General features: G+C 38.1%; 26 protein-coding genes and 1 pseudogene. 18 read left to right on the top strand and 9 right to left on the bottom strand.

Translation table 11 applies throughout. From position 1 onward, the window contains the following. The first annotated feature begins 177 nt into the window (after positions 1-177). Together thrS and infC are read left to right on the top strand one after the other, a co-directional pair. On the top strand, positions 178-2,100 hold the full coding sequence (gene thrS / locus B9T28_RS01385; RefSeq protein ID WP_086202170.1) for a threonine--tRNA ligase: 1,923 nt from the start codon (positions 178-180) through the stop codon (positions 2,098-2,100). A gap of 5 nt (positions 2,101-2,105) precedes the next feature. Continuing rightward, a complete protein-coding gene (gene infC / locus B9T28_RS01380) occupies positions 2,106-2,657 on the top strand; it encodes a translation initiation factor IF-3 (protein WP_086202169.1) in 552 nt (183 codons plus the stop codon). Between the two features lie 118 nt (positions 2,658-2,775). Here infC and B9T28_RS01375 read toward each other — a convergent pair whose 3' ends face one another. Further along, positions 2,776-3,234 carry an Hsp20 family protein gene (locus tag B9T28_RS01375; protein WP_086202168.1) on the bottom strand — a complete coding sequence of 153 codons (459 nt, stop codon included), beginning with the start codon at positions 3,232-3,234 and terminating at the stop codon, positions 2,776-2,778. Positions 3,235-3,511: 277 nt separating this feature from the next. Here B9T28_RS01375 and B9T28_RS01370 point away from each other — a divergent pair, with 277 nt between their 5' ends. The 4 genes and pseudogenes from B9T28_RS01370 to B9T28_RS01355 all read left to right on the top strand — a co-directional run bounded on the left by B9T28_RS01370 (position 3,512) and on the right by B9T28_RS01355 (position 5,371). Then, positions 3,512-4,129, top strand: a complete 618-nt coding sequence (locus tag B9T28_RS01370; protein ID WP_086202167.1) for a glutathione S-transferase N-terminal domain-containing protein — start codon at positions 3,512-3,514, stop codon at positions 4,127-4,129. Between the two features lie 62 nt (positions 4,130-4,191). Continuing rightward, positions 4,192-4,479: a hypothetical protein gene (locus tag B9T28_RS01365; protein ID WP_086202166.1), complete on the top strand. Its 288-nt coding sequence runs from the start codon at positions 4,192-4,194 to the stop codon at positions 4,477-4,479. Positions 4,480-4,517: 38 nt separating this feature from the next. Next, the gene (locus B9T28_RS01360) at positions 4,518-4,706 is read left to right on the top strand and encodes a hypothetical protein (RefSeq protein WP_086202165.1); all 189 of its coding nucleotides are present in this window, start codon (positions 4,518-4,520) and stop codon (positions 4,704-4,706) included. Positions 4,707-4,945: 239 nt separating this feature from the next. Further along, positions 4,946-5,371, top strand: a pseudogene (locus tag B9T28_RS01355) (YqaA family protein). 54 nt (positions 5,372-5,425) lie between these two features. Here the strand turns inward: B9T28_RS01355 and B9T28_RS01350 are convergent. Beyond that, a complete protein-coding gene (locus B9T28_RS01350; protein ID WP_086202164.1) occupies positions 5,426-6,175 on the bottom strand; it encodes a TonB family protein in 750 nt (249 codons plus the stop codon). Between the two features lie 541 nt (positions 6,176-6,716). On the opposite strand from B9T28_RS01350, the gene rpmI reads away from it, so the two are divergent. Both rpmI and rplT read left to right on the top strand, forming a co-directional pair. Then, entirely contained in the window at positions 6,717-6,911 is a 195-nt protein-coding gene (gene rpmI / locus B9T28_RS01345; RefSeq protein WP_004278281.1) for a 50S ribosomal protein L35, read from the top strand. A gap of 11 nt (positions 6,912-6,922) precedes the next feature. Next, positions 6,923-7,282, top strand: a complete 360-nt coding sequence (rplT, locus tag B9T28_RS01340) for a 50S ribosomal protein L20 (protein ID WP_086202163.1) — start codon at positions 6,923-6,925, stop codon at positions 7,280-7,282. Between the two features lie 52 nt (positions 7,283-7,334). Here rplT and B9T28_RS01335 read toward each other — a convergent pair whose 3' ends face one another. Both B9T28_RS01335 and B9T28_RS01330 read right to left on the bottom strand, forming a co-directional pair. Then, positions 7,335-8,426, bottom strand: coding sequence for a helix-turn-helix domain-containing protein (locus B9T28_RS01335; RefSeq protein WP_086202162.1), 1,092 nt, complete (start codon positions 8,424-8,426; stop codon positions 7,335-7,337). A 20-nt stretch (positions 8,427-8,446) separates the two neighbouring features. Continuing rightward, positions 8,447-9,052, bottom strand: coding sequence for a hypothetical protein (locus B9T28_RS01330; RefSeq protein WP_086202161.1), 606 nt, complete (start codon positions 9,050-9,052; stop codon positions 8,447-8,449). A gap of 118 nt (positions 9,053-9,170) precedes the next feature. Between B9T28_RS01330 and B9T28_RS01325 the strand changes: the two genes are divergently transcribed. Together B9T28_RS01325 and B9T28_RS01320 are read left to right on the top strand one after the other, a co-directional pair. Next, a complete protein-coding gene (locus tag B9T28_RS01325; RefSeq protein WP_086202160.1) occupies positions 9,171-9,548 on the top strand; it encodes a hypothetical protein in 378 nt (125 codons plus the stop codon). 96 nt (positions 9,549-9,644) lie between these two features. After that, a complete protein-coding gene (locus B9T28_RS01320; RefSeq protein WP_086202159.1) occupies positions 9,645-9,842 on the top strand; it encodes a hypothetical protein in 198 nt (65 codons plus the stop codon). A 67-nt stretch (positions 9,843-9,909) separates the two neighbouring features. On the opposite strand, the gene B9T28_RS01315 is transcribed toward B9T28_RS01320, so the two are convergent. Continuing rightward, positions 9,910-10,944: a hypothetical protein gene (locus B9T28_RS01315; RefSeq protein WP_086202158.1), complete on the bottom strand. Its 1,035-nt coding sequence runs from the start codon at positions 10,942-10,944 to the stop codon at positions 9,910-9,912. 170 nt (positions 10,945-11,114) lie between these two features. Here B9T28_RS01315 and pheS point away from each other — a divergent pair, with 170 nt between their 5' ends. The 3 genes from pheS to B9T28_RS01300 are packed head-to-tail and all read left to right on the top strand — an operon-like array spanning position 11,115 to position 14,806. Further along, complete coding sequence (gene pheS / locus B9T28_RS01310; RefSeq protein ID WP_086202157.1) at positions 11,115-12,095, top strand: phenylalanine--tRNA ligase subunit alpha; 981 nt, start codon at positions 11,115-11,117, stop codon at positions 12,093-12,095. A gap of 33 nt (positions 12,096-12,128) precedes the next feature. Then, on the top strand, positions 12,129-14,510 hold the full coding sequence (pheT, locus tag B9T28_RS01305; RefSeq protein ID WP_086202156.1) for a phenylalanine--tRNA ligase subunit beta: 2,382 nt from the start codon (positions 12,129-12,131) through the stop codon (positions 14,508-14,510). Beyond that, positions 14,507-14,806, top strand: a complete 300-nt coding sequence (locus B9T28_RS01300) for an integration host factor subunit alpha (protein WP_086202155.1) — start codon at positions 14,507-14,509, stop codon at positions 14,804-14,806. The genes pheT and B9T28_RS01300 overlap by 4 nt, the downstream gene beginning before the upstream one ends. A gap of 211 nt (positions 14,807-15,017) precedes the next feature. Here the strand turns inward: B9T28_RS01300 and B9T28_RS01295 are convergent, their stop codons facing one another. From B9T28_RS01295 to trxA, 3 genes are all read right to left on the bottom strand, one after another. Beyond that, a complete protein-coding gene (locus B9T28_RS01295) occupies positions 15,018-15,272 on the bottom strand; it encodes a hypothetical protein (RefSeq protein ID WP_086202154.1) in 255 nt (84 codons plus the stop codon). Positions 15,273-15,656: 384 nt separating this feature from the next. Beyond that, positions 15,657-16,925: a transcription termination factor Rho gene (rho, locus tag B9T28_RS01290; protein WP_086202153.1), complete on the bottom strand. Its 1,269-nt coding sequence runs from the start codon at positions 16,923-16,925 to the stop codon at positions 15,657-15,659. A 329-nt stretch (positions 16,926-17,254) separates the two neighbouring features. Further along, a complete protein-coding gene (gene trxA / locus B9T28_RS01285) occupies positions 17,255-17,581 on the bottom strand; it encodes a thioredoxin (RefSeq protein ID WP_086202152.1) in 327 nt (108 codons plus the stop codon). Positions 17,582-17,859: 278 nt separating this feature from the next. On the opposite strand from trxA, the gene ppx reads away from it, so the two are divergent. The 5 genes from ppx to B9T28_RS01260 are packed head-to-tail and all read left to right on the top strand — an operon-like array spanning position 17,860 to position 22,993. Continuing rightward, a complete protein-coding gene (gene ppx, locus B9T28_RS01280; RefSeq protein WP_086202151.1) occupies positions 17,860-19,380 on the top strand; it encodes an exopolyphosphatase in 1,521 nt (506 codons plus the stop codon). A 50-nt stretch (positions 19,381-19,430) separates the two neighbouring features. Beyond that, a complete protein-coding gene (locus tag B9T28_RS01275) occupies positions 19,431-20,255 on the top strand; it encodes an acetyl-CoA carboxylase carboxyltransferase subunit alpha (RefSeq protein ID WP_086202150.1) in 825 nt (274 codons plus the stop codon). Beyond that, positions 20,192-21,538 (top strand): tRNA lysidine(34) synthetase TilS, encoded by a 1,347-nt coding sequence (gene tilS, locus B9T28_RS01270; protein ID WP_086202149.1) that lies wholly within the window; start codon positions 20,192-20,194, stop codon positions 21,536-21,538. Before B9T28_RS01275 ends, tilS begins: the two co-directional genes overlap by 64 nt. A 27-nt stretch (positions 21,539-21,565) precedes the next feature. Next, entirely contained in the window at positions 21,566-22,396 is an 831-nt protein-coding gene (gene proC / locus B9T28_RS01265; RefSeq protein WP_086202148.1) for a pyrroline-5-carboxylate reductase, read from the top strand. A 27-nt stretch (positions 22,397-22,423) separates the two neighbouring features. Further along, on the top strand, positions 22,424-22,993 hold the full coding sequence (locus B9T28_RS01260; protein WP_086202147.1) for a YggT family protein: 570 nt from the start codon (positions 22,424-22,426) through the stop codon (positions 22,991-22,993). Positions 22,994-23,130: 137 nt separating this feature from the next. Here B9T28_RS01260 and polA read toward each other — a convergent pair whose 3' ends face one another. Beyond that, positions 23,131-25,896 carry a DNA polymerase I gene (polA, locus tag B9T28_RS01255; protein WP_086202146.1) on the bottom strand — a complete coding sequence of 922 codons (2,766 nt, stop codon included), beginning with the start codon at positions 25,894-25,896 and terminating at the stop codon, positions 23,131-23,133. Positions 25,897-25,951 lie beyond the last annotated feature (55 nt).

Below are 25,951 nucleotides of genomic sequence, written 5' to 3'. Positions count from 1 at the left end.
AACCAGCTAATTTAAGATTAATGTCAGTCTAAGGTTTATAAATACTCAGCAAAGGTGTAAAATTTTGCATACTTTCATTTTCGTTCCACCGATTTTATCTTTTGAGCTTAGTCTCGATCATAATCTCGCGGTGATATGCTCCATTGTACGGGGCATCACTCCTTAAGGATTTTTCTTATGCCGATTATCACATTGCCAAATGGCGATCAAAAAACTTTTGATCAAGCAGTTTCTGTTATGGAAGTTGCACTCAGTATTGGACCCGGTCTTGCGAAAAACACAGTAGCAGGACGTGTAAATGGTCGCTTAGTTGATGCAAGTGATTTAATTACCGAAGATGCAACATTAGAAATTATCACACCTAAAAATCAAGAAGGTGTTGAAATTATTCGCCATTCTTGTGCGCATTTAGTTGGTCATGCTGTTAAGCAATTATTCCCTGAAGCGAAAATGGTGATTGGTCCAGTCATTGAAGAAGGTTTCTACTATGACATCTGGATGCCACGTCCATTTACTTTAGATGATATGGCTGCGGTCGAAGCGCGTATGAAAAAGCTCATCGATCAAGACTATGACGTCGTGAAAAAAATGACACCGCGTGATGAAGTGATCGAAGAGTTCACAGCCCGTGGCGAAGACTATAAATTACGCTTGATTGCAGACATGCCTGAAGAAACACAAATGGGCTTGTACTATCATCAAGATTATTTGGATATGTGCCGTGGTCCGCACGTACCAAATACTAAATTCTTAAAATCATTCAAGCTAACTAAAATCTCTGGTGCTTACTGGCGCGGTGATGCCAAGAATGAACAGTTACAGCGTATCTACGGTACCGCTTGGGCAGATAAAAAAGAACTGGCTGCTTATGTAAAACGTATTGAAGAAGCAGAAAAACGTGACCATCGTAAAATTGGTAAAGCTTTAGACTTATTCCATATGCAAGAAGAAGCACCAGGTATGGTGTTCTGGCATCCGAATGGTTGGACGATTTACCAAGTTCTTGAACAATATATGCGTAAAGTTCAGGAAGAAAATGGTTATCAAGAAATTAAAACACCACAAGTGGTTGATATTTCTTTGTGGGAAAAATCAGGGCACGCAGCGAATTATGCAGAGAATATGTTCACGACTCATTCTGAGAGCCGTAACTATGCTGTGAAGCCAATGAATTGTCCTTGTCATGTACAAGTCTTCAACCAAGGTTTAAAGTCTTATCGTGATCTTCCAATCCGTTTAGCTGAGTTTGGTTCATGTCATCGTAATGAACCATCAGGTTCGTTACACGGCATTATGCGTGTCCGTGGTTTTACTCAAGATGATGCACATATCTTCTGTACCGCAGATCAAGTCGCTAAAGAAGTAGAAGATTTTATTAAACTGACTTTGGACGTTTATAAAGACTTTGGCTTCGAAGAAGTACAAATGAAACTGTCTACACGTCCTGAAAATCGTGTAGGTACAGAAGAAATGTGGGATAGTGCAGAAAAAGCATTGTCTGATGCTTTAGATGCAGCAGGATTACCTTGGGATTTACAACCAGGTGAAGGCGCATTCTATGGTCCGAAAATTGAATTCTCTTTAAAAGATTGTTTAGGTCGGATCTGGCAATGCGGTACAATCCAGTATGATCCGAACATGCCGTTACGTTTAGAAGCTTCATATGTAACAGAAGATAATGATCGTGATCATCCTGTTATGTTACATCGTGCAATTCTTGGTAGTTTTGAACGTTTTATTGGTATACTAATTGAACACTACGCGGGCTTTATGCCACCATGGTTGGCTCCAGTTCAAGCATGTGTAATGAATATTACCGATTCTCAGGCGGTTGCATGTGAGCAAGTCGTCGCAAAACTCAAAGAAAATGGAATTCGAGCAATTTCAGACTTGAGAAATGAGAAAATCGGCTTTAAGATTCGTGAACGTACTTTAGAACGTATTCCTTATTTATTGGTTCTTGGTGACCGTGAAGTAGAGGAAGGTACAGTCAATGTTCGTACTCGTTCTGGAACAAATTTAGGTACTATGTCAATTGATGCATTTGTTGACTTAGTGAAAGTAGCCGTAGCCGAACGCGGCCGGTATATTGTGGAGTAAGAAAGATTAAACAGCCTGACCGTAACCAACAACAAGGTGCTAAAAGCAATCGTCCTGCACTAAACGATGAGATTAAGGCAAAAGAAGTACGTCTTGTTGCTGCAGATGGGGAACAAAGAGGCATCGTTTCACTTGCTGAAGCGTTGCGCGCTGCTGAAGAAGTTGATCTTGACCTCGTTGAGATCGTTGCGAATGCAGAGCCGCCTGTTTGTAAAATTATGGATTTCAACAAACATTTATTTGATCTGAAGCAAAAGCAAAAAGATGCGAAGAAAAAGCAGCATCAAGTTCAGGTCAAAGAAATTAAGCTACGTCCTGGTACAGACATTGGTGATTACAACATCAAGCTGCGTGCTATTCTTCGATTCTTGGAAGAAGGTAACAAGGTCAAAATTACTTTACGTTTCCGTGGCCGTGAAATGGCTCACCAACAGATCGGTTTGGCTCAATTGCAAAAAATTGAAGCTGATGTAGCTGAACACGGTATTGTTGAGCAAGCACCGAAAATGGAAGGTCGTCAAATGGGTATGCTACTTGGACCGAAAAAGAAAAAGTAAGCAGCTTGATTGTCAAAAAAGCACTGCATAAGCAGTGCTTTTTTATGGCTACTATTCCGAATGTAAAATATTGGGGGAAAGAAAAAGACTAGCACTGGCTGGTCTTTTTCTTGATGATTTATTTCACTTCGGGTGACGTCAGTTGTTGTGTTACTTTTTGACCAATTGGAATTTGCCGTGCTAATTTTTCTTCAGGAATAACACGCTGCAATTCTATTTTTAATAGGCCATTTTCATAGTCTGCACGCTGAACTTCAATATGTTCATCTAAACGTAAAGATAATTTAAATGAACGATCGGCAATGCCTTTATGCAGAAATTCAACGCTTGTATCAGATTTTTCTTCAACTGATTTACCTGTGATTGTGAGTACTTGATTTTCAAGATGAATCTCAAGTTGATCTTCATTAAACCCCGCCGTTGCAACAACTATGCGATAGTTATGGTCACCTGTTTTTTCAATATTATACAATGGGTAATTTGGTGTATCACTTTGCATTGCATGATTCAACAAGTCATTGAGTCGGTCAAAACCAATGCTACGACGGAATAATGGACTAAGACTTAAATTGCTCATTGATAGAACCTCCTGAAATTAGCAAAGTTATATAAACAAGTTTTTATCTCTGTATTTGCAGATCCTACAGCAATTATTGCCGTACCTTAAATATAGGATTGCTTTTTTAGATTTCAAGAAAAAAACTCAAAAATAATTAAATTTTTTTGAGAATAGTTCGTTAAATAGCGTGATTACATCGATTAAATTCTACTGTTTATTGTCATAAAACATGCTATAACTAGCGATAAAGCTCAATAATGTGATGTAAAAACGAGAAGGGCAAAAGGTAAACAACATGATTGATCTATATTATTGGGGCACACCCAATGGTCATAAAATTACAATAGCATTAGAAGAAATGGGTCTGGATTATCAAATATTCCCAATCAATATTTTGGAAAATGACCAATTCCAAGCAGACTTTCTTCGAATTTCTCCAAATAATAAAATTCCTGCGATTGTTGATCAGGATGGTCCCAATGGACAGTCGATTTCTGTGTTTGAGTCAGGTGCAATATTACAATATTTAGGACGTAAAACAGGTTTATATTATCCAACGGATGAACAAGAGCGTGTTGAGGTAGAGCAATGGTTGATGTGGCAAATGGGAGGTTTAGGTCCTATGTTGGGGCAAAATCATCACTTTAGTAAATTTGCCAAAGAACAGATTCCTTATGCGATTGAACGCTATGTCACAGAAACAAAACGGTTATATGGTGTTCTCAATAAACAATTGATTGGACAGAAGTTTGTTGCAGGAGAGTATTCGATTGCAGATATGGCGATTCTGCCGTGGATCCTTCGATATGAATGGCAACAGATTCAGATAGAAGACTATCCTTACGTGAAAGAGTATATCGAGCGTATGACTGCAAGACCTGCAATACAAAGAGCTTTGTCGATTAAAGTTTAAAATTCTTTTATGCTAAACTTAAACCACCGCTGCAGGTGGTTTTTTAATATGAGATTAGGATAATGAAAGCATTTTTTATAAATTTTACTCGTATCCTAGAGGTCAATCCGAAACTCTATTGGAGTGTGATAGCCGGTATTGCGGGATGCTTAATTTTATATTTTGCTGAAATTATTCATATTCAGAATTTATTAACGCACTTAGACTCAGCCGATAAGGTCATGCAGCGAGCAGTTTTAGAACCTATTGCACAGCGTTATCAATGGGCACGGATTTTAGTCATCTGTCTGGCAATGATTTGGGCAAATTGGGAATACTTTAAGACTAAAAAGGCTTTGAATCTTAAGTAGAGTTCTTAATTTAATGAATTATGGGCTTGAGAATGAGCATGAAAGAGACGTATCTTCAGCATGTTATGATTTCCATTGGGCTTTTAGTCATTACTGCAATATTGTGTAGTTCGATGCAATATTTTTTTGCACTTGAAGAGTTTTGGTTGGTAGTTTTTACGCTGACATTCATTTCAGGTACTGTATTTTCATTGATCTTTGCATGCGTACAAGCGAAGTTAAAGTAACCTTTACTCAATACAATGATTTTAGTGATTTTACTTTCTATCTATTTATTATTTTATTTCTTTGCTTATACGCATTTGAATGTTGATTGGAATGCTATTTCTGAAGGTAAGTTGGAGTTAACGGTATTTCAAAAATTTACCCTATCTAAATTATCTTATTGGTGTGCTTTTCTATTTCCATTGCTGATTTCTTTTTTGACGAATAGATTTAGAATTAAATCTATATGTGCATCCATGTAATGGCTTATTTTTTATTATTTATTTCTGCATTTGGTGCAGCAACTTTACTGCCTTTACAATCAGAAGCGGTATTGATTGGTTTGTTGGTTTAAGTTAAATATTCTGTTTTTTGGCTGATTTTAGTTGCGTCTTTCGGCAATGTTTTAGGTTCATGTGTAAATTGGTATTTGGGACTGAAAATAGAACAGTTTAAAGATAAAAAATGGTTTCCTCTTTCTGAAACTAAAATGCTAAAAGCCGAAAAAATTTACCAAAAATATGGATTTTGGTCTTTATTACTGAGTTGGATGCCCATTATTGGTGATCCTATTACGTTAATTGCTGGATTGATGAAAGAAAATTTTTGGCGATTTTTACTGATCGTTTCCATTGCAAAAACAGGTCGGTATCTTTTTATTTATTGGGTTTTTATCGGAATTGTATAAATAAGCTTATAAAAAATAAAGGCTCAAAGTGAGCCTTGATTCAGAATAAAAGATCTAGCGGCACTCATCCAGTTTAAATTGGATTTCATCGTTTAATGTTGATTTTTTATAAATCCACAAAGTTTTGTAGCTTCTATTCGTTATGATCTTCACATTCGAAATAGCATCAATAACGTGCTGGTCTAGAGCGTTAATGCCTGAACGCTTTTTCAATTTCACACGACTAACTTCGCCGTGTTTATTCACTTTGAATTTAAACTTGATAAGGCGATCTTGACCTTTTAAAAGGCTTTCATCTAGTTGGAGCGATGGTTGTTGAGTATATTTGAATGGAACGGATTTATTATTTTCCTGCTTTAACCAGTTCTTTGAGGCAAAGGTATAAGTACAGTTATTTTTGTTCGATCGTTTATCTTCAGAATCATCTACTTTTAAGGTAAATGTTTGAAAGCCAATAATGTCTAAAGCTGCACCATCTTTAATATGAGGTTTTACTTTTGCATTACGTACAGCGCTTACTAATTTTTGATCCAACGCTTTTAAGCCAGTACTTTCTTGAATATCAGATTTAATGACGTTACCTGTTTTATCGGCGTAAACACGAACAATGGCAGATCGATCTTGATTGGCTAAATCAGCACTTTGATATTGTAATTGTGGAAATTTAATCCATTGAATACGTGTCGTAAGATGAGGTGTTTCATTTTCCGCTTGAACATTAATGGTGGGGAGTTGCTGCGGAGCACTCTGTAGGGCAGTGATCGGTAAACACATCAATACAGCAAGATAAAGCGTTCTATTCATATTCTGTTCCACCACACATTGAAGGATGTATAAAGTGTGTAATTTAAAATGAGCAGAGTATTTCCTGATTTTGCATAACTCGCAATAGAAAAAAGAAGAGAATAGGGTTTATCTTGAAAATTATTTTGAGCAATGTCTATGCTTGAGTTGATTGGTTTTAATTTAAGAAAACCGGAATTTATTCATTTAATTAAAGGCTATCAGGGTTTTCTGAATTTAAATAATAAGTATTAAGCAAAATTAATTCAGTGTTATCACGGCTAGTTTCAATATTGCAGTAGAGCCAAAGTATTTCGTGTGGAGGATGGGAATGCCGTTTTGTCATGCTGTGCAAAATATAGGCGTGAAGTGTTTAGGCTGTAAGTAGAATATGTCGGGTGGTTTTTGAAATACTGTGCTTCAAACAAAGCACATGCGCATTAAATTTCAGAATAGGCGCTTTTGTTTTATACGATTTTGCTTTAGAATATTGGCTCCCTTACCTGCAGGTCGTTTTTGCAATGGTGCAGACGTTCCGAACAGGTGTTCAAAAGAGGTTGTTATGCCTAAGATGAAAACTCGCCGTGGTGCAGCTAAGCGTTTCAAAGCGACTGCTAACGGTTTCAAGCGTAAACAAGCGTTCAAACGCCACATTTTGACCAAAAAATCTGCTAAACGTATCCGTCAATTGCGCGGCTGTGTAATGGTTCACGTAAGTGATGTTGCTTCAGTTCGTCGTATGTGCCCATACATCTAAGGAGATTATAAATGGCTCGTGTAAAACGTGGTGTACAGGCGCATCGTCGTCATAAAAAAATTCTTGCTCGTGCTAAAGGTTACTATGGCGCGCGTTCACGTGTTTATCGTGTAGCGTTCCAAGCGGTAATCAAAGCAGGTCAATACGCTTACCGTGACCGTCGTCAAAAGAAACGTCAATTCCGCGCTTTGTGGATTGCTCGTATCAATGCTGGTGCTCGTTTAAACGGTTTGTCTTACAGCCGTATGATCGATGGCTTGAAAAAAGCTCAAGTTATTATCGATCGTCGCGTACTTGCTGACATCGCTATGCATGATGCAGTTGCATTTACTGCTTTAGCTGAAAAAGCTAAAAGCGGATTAGCTGCTTAATCATCGTAGATGGTTCAAAAAAGACCGCTTTTAGCGGTCTTTTTTATTTGTATTAGATAATTTGTAGTTTGCTTTTCTTTATAGGGAATTTCATTCTTGTTAGTTTTTCTAATATTGGTATAGAAATATTTAGTTCTTCAGAGATTTTTTCAGCAGATATATTATCTTCCAATATGACATTAATAGCATCTTGAAGTAGAGAAGGAGTTTCTTCTAACATTATAGGGTCTTCAACTTCTTGTTTTGATTCACCATGAACTCTTAAATGAATTACTCCCGTTTTGTATTGATTGTCATCAATTAAATTAAGTTGTTTAGCTCGATATAAAATAGCAGCTTTGCTAATCCCCCAAATTTTTTTGAACTCACTCATTTTAGCCCAATCAAATCGTCCGCCTTTAAATAAAATTGGGAAATTCGTTCTAAGCATAGATTGTGGCAATAAGAGAGAACTGGCAAATCTATGAGCTTGTGATTCAGTTAACGTATCACCTGTAATTACACCATTGTGTAAAACCATATGTCCAACTTCGTGTGCTATATCAAAACGTTGTCGACAAACACTTTTTTTACTTGTGTTTCTGACAATAATTGGCTTTTGGCAAATCAAGGACAGAGCATCGACTTCATTTGAAATAGAATCAAAATCAGTGATAAGTATTCCAATATCTTCACAAAATTCAGTTAAGTTTTGAATAGGTGCTAAACCAAGTTCAAATTGAACTCTAAAATCATCAGCAATTTTTTCGATTTGATCACCAGTTAGTATTGTATGGTCTGTGTCTATAGAATTGATCAAGTATTCAGGTAAATTGACATGTTTTTCAATAAAGCGTAAAAGACGATTTAATTGTTCAGCTCTTGCAATAACAACTTGTTTGGCAAATTGTCTGGATGTTTTTAGACTTCTAAAATGAATTTGATCCTCTTGTAGTGGTGAATGAACTTGATAAAAAAAATCTTCTTTGACATTAAATATGTTACATAAGCTTGCTAAAAGCTCTTCAGTTGGATAACTAAGTCCTGTTTCAAGTTTATGAACATATTGTTTTGACTTGCCAAGTTTATCAGCTACATCTTCAAGGGAAAATTCATTAAAAAGTCTAAGTAGTTTTAGCTCTAGTCCGTTAAAAGAATTAAACATTTTGAAACCTAATTGCAGATTCAATTTTCATTTGATTTGTCAGCAGTTTTACGTTTACTTGATAGATTGCGAGCACGCTTTTGATTATTGCTATCAGGCGTATACAAATCATTAGTAGAAATTGAAGGGGTGAAACTTGAAGAATTATATTCCCAATATGAAACAATATTTTCATTAATGTCATAACTGACAAAACGAACAGTTGCTAGTGGAAAGCCATCCTCATCGAGAGAATACATTAAGAGAAAGTTGGAATAATATGGTAAACCAATATCGCTAAACAAACTTAATTGATCATTTAAAACAAAAGCACCCTTTTTAGTTGGGTAATAATAATTTTTTTCTTCAAAAAAGCGACATGGCGTTTGACCGACTTTGAAAATAAATTTATTAGTTTTATCTAATATTTGAATTCTGAATGGACATAAATTACTTCGAAATTCTCTTAAAAAACAATTGTGTGTTCGTTTGAAAAATACAGTGCCAAAGGTATAATTATCATCATCTTGATCACGTGTATCTCTAAAGCTTTTATCAAAAGATTGAAGCATTAGTTTAGCAATGTATGTTAATTTTTCATCAGTTAGCTCATTGTCAAAAGTCGAGGGGTGGGGGTAATCTGCCATATAACGGTTCCTTTGTTTGGAATTTAACCTAAGATTAGCGAGTCTTTAATTTATTTCATAATTCAATAAACGTCAACCAAAATATTTCATTTTTTAAAGTTTGTCACCTGAGGCTTTTATGCGTAAACAATACCACTTCCGCCAAGTTGGCGTGGATACTTATATTTGGGATGTACATCATTTAGTGCAATTAAGTCAGAATTGTAAAACCAAGGAAGTGCTTTTATTTGAGATTAAAGAACTCAATGAAGCCTATTGGTTTCCAAACACACATCCGACGACACAGCAAATTATTGAGCATATCCGATTGATCAATGATGCAGATTTAACTTATCCCATTATTTTATGTGCAGAAGGGCGAGTAATGGATGGCATGCACCGCGTTGCAAAAGCCAAATTACAGAATTTATCTATAATCAAAGCAGTGAAATTTGAAATAACGCCTCAGCCTGATTTTATCAATATCGATGAAGATGAGCTTGAATATAATGATTAAAGTTTTGAAAAGGTATTACATAATTTCAACAGGAAAGTAGTGTTTGTTAGGAACTGACTCCAATACATTAGAGAGATAATAAAACAGGAGTTTTCCATGTTGGTCGAAATAGAAGGTTTAAAACAAGGCTCGATAGAAGTTAAATTGGAAATTTTACCTAGAGTGGGAGAAATGTTAAAGATCATGTATGGCGCGGATGCTGAGGTACATGGTGAAGTAACTTCAGTGAGTCATTATATTAATCAGCATGCAGATGAACATAAAATATCAATTGCTTTAAAACCCATTAATTAATCGATTTTATAGAGAATATAAAGCAGCTAAAATAAGCTGCTTTTTTATTAAGTTTGTATTTTAGATCTTAAAGACCAAAATAATATGCACAAATACAAATAATCACGGTAATGACAATTAAGGTCAGAACACTAAATTTCCCAACCTTATGATCAGAATGATTCGGTTTAGGTCGAAAAGCTTGTCTGCTCTCTGTAGTTATATTATCAAAAGGTGAAGTAATTTCTTTTTGGGTTAAACGTGCTGATTTGTAGTGATTGGCAACTTTTACGACAAATTTTGCAGTTAAATCATCCAGTTTTTGCGCAAAATGACGTAAATTTAATTGCTCGTCAGGCGTGAAAATCACACCATCTGGATGGTATGGCTGTTGAATTTTCGCTTGGATAAAATTCGATAATGCATCTAGGCGATGTAAAGTTTCATGCGCATAGGTCGCTGGATAATCCGTAGGGAATAAAGATAAAAAATTATTTTTTAGAGGTGCTTCTTCTACATCATTGAGTTGGGTGAAAATCCGACCATCATAAGGTAAATCGATATTCGCTGGTTCTGTAAAACCTTGTGCATATTGAGTATCAAATAACTCATTGTTGGTATAGACCTGAATATCATCCCAATTGGGTTGAGCCAAATCTTGATCAATACGTTTGATTAATTTTGGATTTAGCTCAAAACGCCAAAAAGTTTCATTTCTGATATTCGAACACTGTTCAGTTGGAATTTCATAATCATTGTCTGCGGTATACCATTCAGCCAGTTCTTTACCAAAAATCCATGCGGTTTTTTTTGTCTTTTCATGGCTGACAATAAAATGGGTAATTGGTAATAATTCTACATTTGCATTGGGATTTTGTTCATCATTGAGCACACTTGAACTGTGTAGGCTGATTTTGTCTACGCCTTGTTTCTTCAGACCTTCTAACCAAATCTGAAAATGTTGTGCGAGTAAATGCTGCGACAATAAGTCTCTAAAAAGAAGTGAATGTTGATTAAATATAGAATGTTGTACCCAGTGATTAAAACTTAAATTTTGGGTTAGATATTCATTGCCATAGGTAACCAGTGTCAGTTGCTGTTTCCAAATTTGATCGAGTGCCATTTGTTATAGATCTCAGTGACATTATCTCTGTGAAAGTCTGATTATCTTATCCTTTTTCTGATGGAAAATACTAATCTAATTTTCCTGTCTAGTAGGCTTCATCCATCTGCATAAAAACTGTTAGAATAATGGGTTATATTATTTTTTAAATTGTTGCTTTGAGAGTTACTATGTCACTGGAAGCCCTGACCACTGAAGCGCTCGCTGCGATTGCAGCAGCTCAAGACCTTGCTACACTCGATCAAGTACGAGTGCAATTTACAGGGAAAAAAAGCCAGCTCGCGGAACAATCTAAGGCACTCGGTAAAATGGATCCTGAAGAACGTAAAGTTCAAGGGGCTGCTATTCATGCGGTACGTGAGGCAATTACATCTGCACTGACTGAGCGTCAAACTGAATTGCATAAAGCTGCATTAGAACAAAAACTTGCAAGTGAAACTATTGATATTAGCTTGCCAGGTCGCGGACAAACTGTGGGCAGTATTCATCCTGTTACCCAAGTTCAAGAGCGTATCTGCCAGTTCTTTACCAAAGCAGGCTTTGTGGTTGCGACTGGTCCAGAAGTTGAAGATGATTATCATAACTTTGAAGCATTGAATATTCCAGGGCATCATCCTGCGCGTGCAATGCACGATACTTTTTATTTTGATGTGAATCATTTATTGCGTACCCATACTTCTGGTGTGCAAATACGTACCATGGAAACACAACAACCGCCAATTCGTATTGTATGCCCAGGTCGTGTTTATCGTTGTGACTCAGATCAAACCCATTCACCGATGTTTCATCAAATCGAAGGTTTGTATGTTGCCGAGAGAACCAGCTTTGCAGAGTTGAAAGGCTTATTGGTTAATTTACTGAATGAGTTTTTTGAGAAAGATTTAACAGTACGTTTCCGTCCGTCTTATTTTCCATTCACAGAACCAAGTGCTGAAGTGGATATTATGGATGAACGTGGTCGTTGGTTGGAAGTGTTAGGCTGCGGTATGGTGCATCCAAATGTGCTACAAGCTGCGGGTATTGATCCTGAAAAATATACAGGTTTTGCATTTGGTTTAGGCGTAGAGCGTTTTGCAATGTTGCGTTATGGCATTAATGACTTACGTATGTTCTACCAAAATGATGTGCGTTTTTTACGCCAATTTGCTTAAGACAAAATTCAAAATTTTTAAGGTTTTATAGATATGAAAATTAGCGAAAATTGGCTACGCACGTGGGTCAACCCTGCAATTGATAGTGCAACGTTATCTGATCAATTGACTATGTTGGGTCTAGAAGTTGATGAAATAACACCCGCAGCGAAACCGTTTAGTGGTGTGGTAATTGGTGAAGTCTTAACAGTAGAACAACATCCTGATGCAGATCGTTTACGTGTAACTACAGTTAATATCGGTTCAGGTGAGCCATTACAAATTGTATGTGGTGCGCCTAACGTGCGTGTAGGTATGAAAGTGCCGGTTGCGACAATTGGTGCGGTATTACCGGGTGATTTTAAAATTAAGAAAGGCAAACTTCGTGGTGTTGAATCACAAGGAATGCTGTGTGGTGCTTCAGAAATTGATCTTGAAGACAAAATTGATGGTTTGTTAGAGCTACCAATTGATGCACCCGTAGGAATCAATATCCGTGAGTATCTGAATCTTGATGATCATGTTATTGATATCAGTATTACCCCGAACCGTGGTGATTGCTTCAGTGTCCGTGGTATTGCACGTGAAATTGGGGTGATTAATCAATTACCTGTGATCGCTCCAGAGATTAAAGAAGTTGCTGCAACCATCGCAGATGTGAAACAGGTTGTGGTTGATACTGAAGGTTGCCCACGTTACTTAGGTCGTGTGATCAAAAATGTAAATACTAAAGCAGCAACGCCTGCTTGGATGGAACAAGCTTTAGCCCGTTCTGGTATCCGTCAACATAGTATTTTGGTGGATATTACCAATTATGTATTGATGGAGCTAGGTCAGCCTTTACATGCTTTTGATGCTGCCGCTGTTCAAGGTGCAGTACATGTACGTCAAGCAACAACTAATGAGACATTAGTGTTGTTAAATGAGCAAGAAGTTGAACTATCAGAAAATGTAATGGTGATTGCGGATGACGTGAAAGCATTGGCAATTGCAGGCATCATGGGTGGCTTGTCTTCATCAGTGACAGACCAAACCACAGAAATTTTCTTAGAGTCAGCATTCTTTGCACCGTTACACATTGCAGGGCGTGCACGCCGTTATGGTTTGCATACCGATGCATCGCAACGCTATGAGCGTGGTGTCGATTTTGAATTACCAATGATCGCGATGCATCGTGCTTCTCAGTTGATTCAAGATTTGGCAGGTGGTGAGTTTGGCCCAATTACGATTGCTGAGAAAGTGGAGTTATTACCAACGCGTGAAGCAATTGAATTACATCAGACTCAAGTTGATCAATTGCTAGGTTATTCAATTGAATCTGCATTTATTGCTGACGCATTACAACGCTTAGGTTGTAACGTAACAGCGAAAGCAGAAGGTCAGTGGAGCGTTGTTCCGCCATCACATCGTTATGATATGGCAATTTATCAAGACTTGATTGAAGAGGTTGCGCGTATTCACGGCTATGACAATATTCAGATGAGTCTGCCTGTGATGGATGTCAAGCTCGCAAAGCATCAAGATCAGTTTGATCTTGTACAATTGCGTCAAACTTTGGTGACTTTAGGTTATCAAGAAGCGATTAGCTTTAGCTTTGCAGATTTAAAACTTGAAAAACAGCTTAATCCGAATGTAAATCCATTGGCTTTAGCCAATCCGATTTCAAGTGATTTAGCCGTGATGCGTTCAACATTGTTGTCTAGTTTGATTCCATGTGTACAGCACAACCTGAATCGTCAACAGAATCGTGTACGTTTCTTTGAGTTAGGTTTGCGCTTTGATTATCAAAATGCGCAAAGTATTCATGATCTGAAACAAATTCCAACTTTGGCGATGATTGCTGTCGGTTCTAAGCAGGCTGAATCATGGCATGGCAAAGCACAGCCTATGGATTTTTTTGACCTTAAAGGTGATGTAGAAGAGATATTGGCTGCAGGACGTGTGAAGGTTGAGTATGTACGTTCTGAGCGTGAATGGTTGCATCCAGGACAATCTGCAGAGATCTTGGTTGCAGGAAAATCGATTGGTTATTTGGGGCGTTTACACCCTTCATTAGAAGATGCACTAGATTTGGGCATTACTTGGGTTGCTGAACTGGATCAATTGGCTGTTTTGCAAACTTATGTATCTAATTTTACAGAATTATCACGATTTCCGTCAGTAAGACGTGATATTGCGCTTTTAATTAGTGATAATATTAATGTTAGTGAAATTCAGCAACTTATCGAAAAAACGGGTGGGGAGCTGTTAGACTCAGTTTGGTTATTCGATGTGTATACTGGTCAAGGTGTTGAACAAGGCAAACGCTCTCTAGCATTTGCAGTATTATGGCAGCATCCATCACGTACACTTGAAGATGCTGAAATTAAATCGGGTATGGATAACATTATTCAAGTGTTAGGAAATACCTATCAAGCGACATTGAGGGCCTCATGACAGCATTAACAAAAGCAGAAATGGCTGATCATTTAAGTGAGCTTACGAGTTTAAATCGCCGCGAAGCAAAACAAATGGTCGAATTGTTTTTTGATGAAATTAGCCAAGCATTAATTGCTGGTGAACAAGTCAAATTGTCAGGATTTGGTAACTTTGAGCTACGTGATAAACGTCAGCGTCCAGGTCGTAATCCAAAAACGGGTGAAGAAATTCCGATTTCTGCTCGTCGTGTTGTAACGTTCCGTGCTGGTCAGAAGTTTAGACAGCGTGTAGGTACTGAACAAATTGATGAATAGTTGATATTTTGTTATGAGAAAGCCTTAAGTTCTTACTTAGGGCTTTTTTGTGGCTAATTTATTTTTATTGAGTAACAGTATATTTTAATATGCTTATCGTGATTATTGAGTGTTGCATTGATTGTTTGGTAATAATGGAATTTGTAAAAGTATAGGTATAAAAAAAGAGAACCAAAGGTTCTCTTTTTTTTAATAACAATCTAAGCGATTATTATTTTGCAACTGAAGCAGCAGCAGCATCAACAGTAGAAGCAGCAGCATCAGCAGTAGCTTCAACAGTAGAAGCAGCAGCTTCAACAGTAGAAGCAGCTTCAGAAGCAGTAGCTTCAACAGCAGAAGCAGCAGCTTCTACTTGAGAAGCAGCAGCTTCTGTATTTGGAGCAGCTTCTTCAGTTTTTTTAGCACAACCAACGAAAGCTAAAGTAGTAGCAACTGCAGCAGCAATAGCGATTTTTTTGAATAACATGGCATCACTCTCATAAATTATAATTGAGATTTAAAAAACCAAATTAGCCTGTTTTTTGCTTTTTGCATGAGCAGTCTAATCGGTATGCGGACATGCTATCACTGCGCATTTCGAATTACTACTAGCTGCGTGAAAAAAATTGACAAAACTGATGAAAAAAAGACTCTTTTTTAACAGGTATTTACAATTGAAAATTCAATATGCATAGGAAAGTTAGAGATAACTGCTTGAAGAATAAGATGATATTTTTATTAATATTTTAAAATTCAATTGTTTATGGTTGTTTTTACAAAAAATAACATTGATTGTATGTTTATGTAAGCAATGTCAACCAATAAAAAAGCTATCCATAGAGGATAGCTTTTTTAGACTGCAATAATGAAATTAGTTTGCCGCTTTACGTTTCATTTGATCAAAGAAATCATCATTGGTTTTGGTTTCTTTCATACGATCCAATAAGAACTCCATTGCTGCAAGTTCATCCATAGGATGGAGGAGTTTACGCAAAATCCATACTTTACGTAAATTTTCTTCACTCATGAGGCGCTCTTCACGACGTGTTCCTGATTTTTTAATATTCATTGCAGGGAATACGCGTTTTTCAGAAATACGGCGATCAAGGGTAATTTCTTGGTTACCTGTACCTTTAAATTCTTCGTAGATCACATCATCCATTTTACTACCTGTCTCAATCAAGGCAGTAGAAATGATGGTTAATGAGCCACCTTCTTCAATATTACGTGCAGCACCAAAGAAGCGTTTTGGACGTTCAAGCGCATGTGCATCCAAACCACCTGTTAGTACTTTGCCAGATGAAGGAATAACAGTGTTATAGGCACGGGCTAAACGAGTAATCGAGTCAAGCAGAATAACCACGTCTTTACGATGTTCAACCAGACGTTTTGCTTTTTCAATTACCATTTCAGCAACTTGGACGTGACGTGCAGGTGCTTCATCAAAGGTTGATGCAACAACTTCACCACGGACAGTACGTTCCATTTCTGTAACTTCTTCAGGACGTTCGTCAATCAGCAGTACAATCAGGAAAACTTCTGGATTATTACGAACGATCGACTGTGCAATTGTTTGTAACAACATGGTTTTACCGGCTTTTGGCGGTGCAACAATAATTGAACGTTGACCTTTACCGATTGGTGCAATCAAGTCAACTACACGTGCGGTTAAGTCTTCGCTTGAACCATTACCTAATTCCATGATCAGTTGTTCTGTCGGGAATAATGGTGTTAAGTTTTCAAAAAGAATTTTATTGCGTGAGTTTTCTGGGGTGTCATAGTTAATTTGATTCACTTTTAACAGTGCAAAATAACGTTCACCTTCTTTAGGTGGGCGAATAGTACCGGTAATGGTATCGCCAGTGCGTAAATTGAAACGACGAATTTGTGAAGGACTTACGTAAATGTCATCTGGACCTGCGAGGTACGAACCAGAAGCAGAACGTAAGAAGCCGAAACCATCAGAGAGAATTTCAAGAACACCATCTCCGAAAATTTCTTCACCATTCATTGCATGGCGTTTAAGGATCGCGAAGATAATGTCTTGCTTACGATTACGCGCCATTCCTTCAAGGCCCATAAATTCAGCAATCTTAATGAGTTCGCCAATCGGTTTTTTCTTGAGTTCAGTTAAATTCATATATGATCAGATTAAAATTAGGATGTGTGTGGCACACAGATAAAGGAAAAAGCAGCAAAAGTCGTCCGCAGTACAAGAATTGAGATGGAATTGTTTTGCACAATAACAAACTCAGAATCTGATTTGTTCTTTCGAGGAGAAATGTGTAAAACAATTTCTATTGCCGAGCGGCGATCTTATGTGTTGTGTTTTAAGAAACTGGAAAAGGAAACTCCAGCGTTCCTTGCATAAGAAATATAAGTGAGATCAATGGATTTGTCAATTTACAAGCGAAAAAAATGCGTTATAAAAAATATAACGCATTTTGCATCTCGATTTAGAACACTAAATTAGATGTTTTCATCAATGAAGCTGACTAATTTAGATTTAGGTACTGCACCAATCTGTTGTGCAACTACTTCACCATTTTTGAACATGAGTAAAGCTGGAATATTACGGATGTTGTAATTTACAGCAGTTGCTTCACATGCAGTTACATCAACTTTAACGATTTTGACTTTGCCTTCGTATTCAGCTGAAAGTACTTCAAGCACAGGTGCAATGGCTTTACATGGTGCACACCAACCTGCCCAAAAATCGACAATAACAGGGATATCCGATTTTAAGACATCAGCTTCAAAGTTTGCATCAGTGGTATTAATAAGATTGCCAGACATAGTCTTGCTCCAAAATATTTTAAAGATGAATATAGCTATGGATATAAGTATTACATAGTCATCTTTAACAATGTAGGGGAATACATAAATTTTCATTCTTAATTGTGGATTTGTCCAATTGATGATCACGATATTGTTAATCGGTCTAATCGCGTTGTCATACAATTGTCATATATGTTGAAAAAATAATGACTCATTCATTCGGATAAATAAATGGCTTTTAAATTACGTGTATGTGAATTAATCTAGGCATAATTCTAAAAGAGTTTGTATCAATAATGTCTGATTTTTTAATTGATGAAGAATTACTTGCAGCTATCGATATGGGGTCAAACAGTTTCCATTTAGCGATTGCTCGTGTGGATCATGGCGAAGTTAAAAAAGTCGCATCAATGTCAGAAAAAGTTCAGCTTGCTGCTGGATTAGATGAAAATAAAAATTTAACTGAAGCTGCGCAACAGCGTGGTTTGGCATGTTTGGCCCGCTTTGTGGGTCGTTTAAGCTCAGTGCAACCGAATCGTTTAAGAATTGTTGCGACCAATGCGTTGCGTCAAGCTAAAAATGGGCATGAATTTATTCAAAGAGCCGCTGAAATTTTACCAAAACCTATTGAAATCATTGCAGGACGCGAAGAAGCCCGTCTGATTTATTTGGGTGTGTCACATACGATGGCGAATAGTGGCCGTCGTTTGGTCATCGATATTGGTGGTGGTTCTACTGAACTCATTATTGGTGAAGAGTTTGAACCTATTCATACAGAATCACTACAGATGGGTTGTGTGGCGTATAGCAAAACTTATTTTACTGATGGTGAAATTAATCAAAAAGATTTTGAAAAAGCCGTTGTTGCTGCACGTAAAGAACTTTCTGGTATTGCGAATACTTATAAAGCCGAAGGCTGGGATACTGCAGTGGGTTCGAGTGGTACCATTAAGGCCTGCCGTCAGATTATTGTGAACATGGGCTGGAGCGATGATAAAGAGAATCTAACTCGCGAAGGCTTAGAAAAACTGAAAGATAAGTTGCTTAAATATAAGCATGTTTCAGAAATGGAATTTGACGGTTTAAAAGAAGACCGTCGAGCAGTTTTACCTGCGGGTTTAGCCATTCTTTATGCGGTATTTGAAGTATTGAATATTGACAAATTGGTCTATTCAGATGGCGCATTACGCGAAGGTGTAATGTACGATTTACTGGGTCGTTTCAAGCATGAAGATATTCGTGATCGTAGTGTACAAGCGATGATGGGGCGTTATGGCGCGGATCTTAAGCAAGCGCAGCGTGTGGTCGATACAGCGCAACATTTATTTGATGCTGTGGCTGAAAAATTAAACTTGAATAGTGACGATAGTGATTTACTCCGTCGAGCGGCTTATTTGCATGAAATAGGTTTGGCGATTAGTCATGGTGGTTATCACCGTCATGGAGCATATTTATTACAGCACTCCGATATTGCTGGTTTTTCACAAATCGATCAAAACTATTTGTCACATTTGGTCGCTCATCATCGTCGTAAACTACGCAATGATGCTAAAATTGAGGTGCTCAGAGCTGGTGGTAATAAGCTTGTTTATCTCTCTTTATTACTTCGTCTCGCAGTTTTACTGAATCATAGTCGTAGTGATGAGATGCTTCCTGCCATTGAATTAAGTGTGCTTGATGCGCAACAATGGCAGCTCAGCGTTTCTGGCGATGCCAAACAATGGCCATTACTGGTTGCAGATTTGCATGATGAGCAAGCGCAATTTAAGCATTGGGATATTGAGTTGAATATTCAGTCAGAACAATTTATCGATTAACAACCTATCGATGAGTGATCTATCGGTTTATTAGGGATAATGCTCGACTTATGAAAAATAAAGCTACTCCATCTCAAGCATGGAAAACAGTCCAAATTGCCCGTCATCCTGACCGTCCGCAATTCTTGGACTATGTGGGAGATATTTTCACAGAGTTTGATGCTTTACATGGTGACCGTGTTTTTGGTGATGATGGTGCAATGATTGGTGGTCTTGCACGTTTAGATGGCCAAGCTGTGATGGTGGTCGGTCAACATCGTGGGCGTAGTACGCGTGAAAAATTGCAGCATAATTTTGGGATGAGTAATCCTGAAGGCTATCGTAAATCTCAACGTTTGCTAGATATGGCTGAACGTTTCAATTTACCTGTATTTACGTTTATTGATACCATGGGTGCATATCCGGGCGTAGGCGCAGAAGAACGTGGTCAGGCAGAAGCGATTGCTACCAGTTTGGCGCAACTTTCTAGCTTAAAAGTTCCTGTTATTGCAACAGTTTTAGGTGAAGGTGGTTCAGGTGGTGCACTGGGTATTGGCGTTGCTGACCGTGTGATTATGTTGTCACACAGTATTTACTCTGTGATTTCACCAGAAGGTTGTGCTTCTATTTTATGGAAAACAGCTGAAAAAGCTGAACAAGCCAGTGAAGCTTTGGCTTTAACTGCAGATAAATTGCAAAAAATGGGTATTGTTGAGTATGTTGTTGATGAAGGTGAAGGTGCACATTTGCAGCCTGAACAAATCATGGACAAGTTGAAAGTAGTACTCAAACAAGCTTTAAATGAACTACAACCAATGAGTGCTGAAGAACGATGCGAAGCACGTTATCAACGTTTAATGAAGTTTGGCAGCAACAATTTAGGCTTAGTGTCTTAACACAATTTGAGGCATTTCCAGAAAATAGTTCTTTTCTGATTGGATGTAGTGGCGGCATGGATTCCATGCTGCTTTTGCATCTAATGGCTGAAATATTTCCTAGAAAAGTTCGTGCAATTTACGTTAATCATCAATTACAACAACAAAGTACTGACTGGGCACAATTTGTTGCAGATCAATGCGATTATCTAAATCTTCCCTCTATTCTTCAATCTGTGACTGTATTAGACGGTAACCTCGAAAATCAGGCACGCGAAGCCCGCTATCAAGCATATCTAGATCATCTACAAAGCAACGAAATCCTTATTCTTGCTCATCATCAGCAAGACCAAGCAGAAACTTTAATGTTGCGGCTGCTTTCAGGTGCAGGTGTACAAGGTTTAGCTGCGATGCGCCAAGTCGATATTCGTGATCATTTCACGATTTGGCGCCCCTTGTTAGATATCTCCCGTGAGCAAATTTGCCAATGGACGGCACAACTGAATATCGCTTATGTGGATGACCCAACTAATTTAGATACCCATTATGATCGTGCGTGGTGTAGACAAGAACTTTGGCATATTTTGCAAAGTCGCTATCCTAAAATGCAGCAAGCGGTGGCACGAACGAGTTATTTAATGCAAGACGCTGATGAAATTTTGAAACAAGTTTTAATACAAGATTTAGCACTATGTGGTAATCAAAATCAGCTTGATTTGTTGAAATTTCAACAACTATCCGCTGCACGACAACGACAACTGCTGTCTGCTTGGATGAAAGGTCAGGATACATATCGTCCATCTTTTGAAATGGTACAGCGTTTACAAGCAGAAGTAATTGACTCTAAATCAGATGCACAAGCGGCATTGCATTGGAATGGTTATTATTATGTGCGCTATCAAAAAGTTTTATATCGTTTAGAAAAAGCCGTTTATCTGGCAGAAAAGAAAAGCCTACTTACCGATCAGCAGCTTGGGTTTAAACTCAATCAATTACTCAAATTAGCTTCAGGCCATTTTGAAATTCAGACAACATCTATAGGTTTGTCTTGGGATTTATTGGAACACGATTTAACGTTAAAACAACGTGTCGGTGGTGAGCGAATCCATCTTTATGGCAGAGTTGGAAATTGGCCTTTGAAAAAAGCGATTCAAGAAGCGCATATTTTTCCTTGGATGCGTCATACAATTCAAATATTAAGCATAGATAATGTTATGCTTGGTGTTTTTACACCGAAAGGTTTTTGGTTGGCACAGTCAAAATACTGTGAAGTCGGTGGATGGCGACCAAATTTAATTTCTTAGTTGCAAAGTTCAGATCGAGCGTGATTCATGGGTACAGCTTTAAATTGTAATATTTGTTTTATTGGTGGCGGGAATATGGCTCAAGCCTTAATTGGTGGCTTGATTAGTCGAGGATTGCCTGCAACACGCATAACGGTTTCTGACCCCGTAGAAAAAGTAAGACAATTATTGCAAGAAAAAGATGTACAGGTCATGGATGATAATATTGCGGCCATTCAAGATGCCAATATTGTTGTCTTGGCAGTGAAACCACAGGTGTTAGGGAATATTTTAAAGTCACTTAAGGGCCTGTGTGATGAAAAATTAATTATTTCCATTGTTGCAGGTGCTGAAATTAGTACAATCTCAGCATTAATCGGTACAGAACGCGTTGTTCGGGTGATGCCGAATACACCAGCACTGGTGCAAACTGGTGCGCATGGAATGTATGCGACTGCCGCTGTAGATGCGAAAGACCGTGAACTCGCAACGCAAGTGTTGGCCGCAACAGGTTTAACCCTTTGGGTGGATTCAGAAGCGCAAATTGATGCAGTCACTGCTGTATCGGGTTCAGGGCCTGCATACTTTTTCTATATGATGGAAAGTATGATTCGCGCAGGTAAGAACATGGGCTTAGATGAAAAGGTGGCGACAGCGTTAACCTTGCAAACAGCACTTGGTGCTGCACAAATGGCAATTACCAGTGCAAATTCACCTGCTGAATTACGTAAAAATGTAACTTCACCGAATGGCACAACTCAAGCCGCTTTAGAAGTGTTTGACCGCGCTCAAATTTCACAAAATATTCAAACGGCTCTTGCTGCAGCTCAAAAACGCAGTCAAGAATTAGCTCAAGAATTAAGTGATAGCACGAAATAAATAGACTTACTTTAGGAACGATCCAATATGGGTGCAAATTCTGCGCAAATTTTTGGCATTATCATTAACGTAGCAATTTTGCTCGTATTCTTCCGTTTTTTAATGCAATTGGCGATGGTTAGTCCATACAATCCAGTGGTCTTGTCGACTGTGAAAGCCACTAAAATTGTCGATGTATTTAGTCGTATTTTTCCGACTTTAGCGAAAGGGCGAGTAAATACTGCTGCCTTGGCATTACTCGTCGTATTGTATTTACTGAAAATTTTTGGGGTGATGTATTTATCAGGGGCAATGCCGAATAGTCCTGTGCATTTGCTCATTTTGACTTTTGTTACCATGATTCAGGATCTGATTCGTTTCTGTCGTTATTTAATTTTTGCGACGATTATTCTGAGTTGGGTAGTGATGTTTACCCAGTCTAGATCACCCTATATTGAAGTGATTCAAGAACTTGCAGAACCATTATTGGCACCATTCCGTAAAATTTTACCGAATATGGGCATGATTGATTTATCTCCAATTTTAGCGTTCTTGGCATTATTAATTGCTGAAAAGATGATGGATGCAGCAGCGATTGCATTGTTGACTGGTCTTTAATCGACTGATTTTGAATGTAAAAAGGACTCCGAGGAGTCCTTTTTTATTAGGGGGATTATCTTAGATTAAAGAAAAATTTTAGTTTTCAAGACATCCCTCTAATCCTCTCTCACAAGGAGAGAAGATTCCCAAAGATATTAATGCGCCTCATCCCAATTATGACCTTTACCGACTTCAACCAGTAATGGAACTGAAATTTGCACCACATTTTGCATCGCTTCGGCAATTTTAACTGCTAGCTGATCTGCAATGGCTTCATCTACCTCAAATACTAATTCATCGTGAACTTGGAGTAATAATTTGGCCTGATTTTTCGGCAAGATTTTATCGACTGCAATCATGGCCAATTTAATGATTTCTGCTGCGCTACCTTGCAGAGGCGCATTAATTGCAGCACGTTCCGCCGCTTTACGAATCATCATATTGCGTGCATCTATATCAGGTGTATATAAACGACGACCTAAAATAGTTTCGACAAAACCTTGTTCTGAAGCCACTTGACGCGTCCGTTGCATATATTCATAAATGCCTGGATAACGATGGAAATATTGTTTGATATAGTTTTGTGATTCTTCACGGGTAAAGCCCAACTGACGAATTAAACCAAATTCAGACATTCCATATAATAAACCGAAATTGACGGCTTTGGCCTGACGACGTTGATCATGGGTGACATCATCTAGTGCTACGCCCAAAACTTCAGCCGCTGTACGACGATGCACATCTTGTCCATGATTAAAAGCATGTACCAATGCTTCATCTTGAGAGAAATGTGCCATTAAACGTAATTCAATTTGCGAGTAATCGGCTGCAAGAAGTACTCGACCTTGAGGAGCAACAAAGGCTTTACGAATTTGACGACCAATTTCTTCACGAATCGGAATATTCTGTAAGTTTGGATCGGTAGAAGATAAACGACCTGTCGCAGTTAAGGCCTGATGATAACTGGTATGTACTCGATGTGTTTCAGGGTTGGCTTGTTTGAGTAAGCCATCGGTATAAGTACTTTTGAGTTTTGATAAACCACGATATTCCAGAATCAGTGCCGCAATGGGATGTTCAAGTTTTTCTAAAATACTTTCACTGGTACTGTATTGTCCAGTTGCGGTTTTTTTGCCACCTTTTAGACCGAGCTTGTCAAACAGGACTTCACCGACTTGTTTCGGTGAAGCAACATTGAACTTTTCACCCGCTATTTCAGTGATTTGATTTTCCAAGTTTTGAATGGTATTTGAAAAATCTATGCCTAATTCACCTAAGAAACTTAAATCCAGTTGTACGCCATTTTCTTCCATGCTGGTGAGTACACTGGCTACAGGCATTTCAATGTTATGTAAAATATCGATTAGTGGTGGAATTTCCCGAAGTTTACGATCTAAAACTTCGTATAAGCGATAGGTTACATGTGCATCTTCCGCAGCATAATGTGCAGCTGTTGCTAGCTCAATTTGATTAAAGGTTTTCTGTTTAACCCCTTTGCCAGCAACTTGTTCATAGGTGGTGCTGAGATGGCTCAGGTATAAACGTGCAACATCATCCATGCCGTGACGGGTTGCTACAGAATTTAAAACATATGAAGCCAGCATAGTATCGAAATACCAGCCTTGCAGATGAATTCCGTGATTTTCAAAAATATGTGCATCATATTTTAAATGATGGCCAATTTTTTCAATCGAAGCATCTTCTAAAATAGGTTTAATTTGTGTCAATACTACTTCACGATTTAGTTGTTCAGGTGCGTCTTCATAATCGTGTGCCAGTGGAATGTAGTAGGCATCTTTTGCATCAAAGGCAACTGAAAAACCGACCATTTCTGCAATACGATAATCCAAACTGGTGGTTTCGGTATCAATGGCAAAGCGTTTTTCGCTACTTAAACGTTGAAATAATGTGTCCCAGTCCGCTTGGCTAAGCACGGTATGATAAGTTGCTTGCCCCAGTTGATCATCGACACTACTACTGGTGGCATGATCTTCCTTTGCAGTAATTTCTTGGCTTGGTTCAGCGGTTGCAATGACTTTAGAAGTTTGTTTATAGGTTGAGCTATTGGGATTGTTGGGGTGATCTAACGATTGTAATTGGTTACGGAACTCGAGTTCAGTATATAAATTTCTCAATGCGGATACATTGGGATCGCATAATTTGAGATCTTCATAGGTCAAGTTTAAATCTAAATCAATCACAATACTGGCGAGTTGATGATCAAGTGCAATGCCTTCAACATTGTCTTTAATATTTTGTCCAACTTTCCCTTTGATGTGATCAACATTTTCTAAAATGCCACCAATTGAACCGTATTCAGTCAGTAGTTTTGCTGCAGTTTTGGCACCGACACCGGGTACGCCACGAATACCGTCCGAAGCATCACCCATTAATGTTAAATAATCGATAATTTGGTTAGGCCACACCCCAAATTTTTCAAAAACCCCATTCACATCCATAGGTTTGTCTTTAAAACTGTCTTCAAGCGTGACTTTATCGGTGACCAACTGCGCCATATCTTTATCGCCAGTTGAAATGAGGACTTGGTATCCTTCTTTTTCAGCTCGTTTTGCTAATGTGCCAATCACATCATCAGCTTCTGCACCGGGAAGTGTATATAACGGAATCCCCAAAGCACGAATCAGGGCATGCAGGTATGGAATTTGTTGAGCAAGCTCATCGGGCATACTTGGACGATCACCTTTATAAATCGGTGAAAGTTCATGCCTAAAGGTCGGTTCAGGTGTATCGAAAATCACCGCCATATGTGTCGGTTGAATACGACGCATGAGTTTTTGGATGGCAGAAATCGCCCCACGAATTGCGTTGGTTTGCAAGCCGGTAGATGTAGTTAATGGTGGTAGTGCATGGTAAGCACGAAATAAAAAATATGACCCATCGACCAATACAAATGGTGGCATTAAAAAAATCCTAGTCCAAATAACCAGTTTATTGTACGTGATTTTTTGCTCTTAC

This window comes from Acinetobacter silvestris (assembly GCF_002135235.1).
Lineage (GTDB): Bacteria > Pseudomonadota > Gammaproteobacteria > Pseudomonadales > Moraxellaceae > Acinetobacter > Acinetobacter silvestris.
Note: the sequence above shows the minus strand (reverse complement) of the source record. Positions and strands in the feature narration are given on the sequence as shown.

Bases quoted from the DNA above. Each gene is read 5' to 3' on its own strand.
- thrS (WP_086202170.1), top strand. From the start codon at position 178: ATGCCGATTATCACATTGCCAAATGGCGATCAAAAAACTTTTGATCAA.
- B9T28_RS01375 (WP_086202168.1), bottom strand. From the start codon at position 3,234: ATGAGCAATTTAAGTCTTAGTCCATTATTCCGTCGTAGCATTGGTTTT.
- B9T28_RS01370 (WP_086202167.1), top strand. From the start codon at position 3,512: ATGATTGATCTATATTATTGGGGCACACCCAATGGTCATAAAATTACA.
- B9T28_RS01365 (WP_086202166.1), top strand. From the start codon at position 4,192: ATGAAAGCATTTTTTATAAATTTTACTCGTATCCTAGAGGTCAATCCG.
- B9T28_RS01360 (WP_086202165.1), top strand. From the start codon at position 4,518: ATGAAAGAGACGTATCTTCAGCATGTTATGATTTCCATTGGGCTTTTA.
- B9T28_RS01350 (WP_086202164.1), bottom strand. From the start codon at position 6,175: ATGAATAGAACGCTTTATCTTGCTGTATTGATGTGTTTACCGATCACT.
- rpmI (WP_004278281.1), top strand. From the start codon at position 6,717: ATGCCTAAGATGAAAACTCGCCGTGGTGCAGCTAAGCGTTTCAAAGCG.
- rplT (WP_086202163.1), top strand. From the start codon at position 6,923: ATGGCTCGTGTAAAACGTGGTGTACAGGCGCATCGTCGTCATAAAAAA.
- B9T28_RS01335 (WP_086202162.1), bottom strand. From the start codon at position 8,426: ATGTTTAATTCTTTTAACGGACTAGAGCTAAAACTACTTAGACTTTTT.
- B9T28_RS01330 (WP_086202161.1), bottom strand. From the start codon at position 9,052: ATGGCAGATTACCCCCACCCCTCGACTTTTGACAATGAGCTAACTGAT.
- B9T28_RS01325 (WP_086202160.1), top strand. From the start codon at position 9,171: ATGCGTAAACAATACCACTTCCGCCAAGTTGGCGTGGATACTTATATT.
- B9T28_RS01320 (WP_086202159.1), top strand. From the start codon at position 9,645: ATGTTGGTCGAAATAGAAGGTTTAAAACAAGGCTCGATAGAAGTTAAA.
- B9T28_RS01315 (WP_086202158.1), bottom strand. From the start codon at position 10,944: ATGGCACTCGATCAAATTTGGAAACAGCAACTGACACTGGTTACCTAT.
- pheS (WP_086202157.1), top strand. From the start codon at position 11,115: ATGTCACTGGAAGCCCTGACCACTGAAGCGCTCGCTGCGATTGCAGCA.
- pheT (WP_086202156.1), top strand. From the start codon at position 12,129: ATGAAAATTAGCGAAAATTGGCTACGCACGTGGGTCAACCCTGCAATT.
- B9T28_RS01300 (WP_086202155.1), top strand. From the start codon at position 14,507: ATGACAGCATTAACAAAAGCAGAAATGGCTGATCATTTAAGTGAGCTT.
- B9T28_RS01295 (WP_086202154.1), bottom strand. From the start codon at position 15,272: ATGTTATTCAAAAAAATCGCTATTGCTGCTGCAGTTGCTACTACTTTA.
- rho (WP_086202153.1), bottom strand. From the start codon at position 16,925: ATGAATTTAACTGAACTCAAGAAAAAACCGATTGGCGAACTCATTAAG.
- trxA (WP_086202152.1), bottom strand. From the start codon at position 17,581: ATGTCTGGCAATCTTATTAATACCACTGATGCAAACTTTGAAGCTGAT.
- ppx (WP_086202151.1), top strand. From the start codon at position 17,860: ATGTCTGATTTTTTAATTGATGAAGAATTACTTGCAGCTATCGATATG.
- B9T28_RS01275 (WP_086202150.1), top strand. From the start codon at position 19,431: ATGAAAAATAAAGCTACTCCATCTCAAGCATGGAAAACAGTCCAAATT.
- tilS (WP_086202149.1), top strand. From the start codon at position 20,192: ATGCGAAGCACGTTATCAACGTTTAATGAAGTTTGGCAGCAACAATTT.
- proC (WP_086202148.1), top strand. From the start codon at position 21,566: ATGGGTACAGCTTTAAATTGTAATATTTGTTTTATTGGTGGCGGGAAT.
- B9T28_RS01260 (WP_086202147.1), top strand. From the start codon at position 22,424: ATGGGTGCAAATTCTGCGCAAATTTTTGGCATTATCATTAACGTAGCA.
- polA (WP_086202146.1), bottom strand. From the start codon at position 25,896: ATGCCACCATTTGTATTGGTCGATGGGTCATATTTTTTATTTCGTGCT.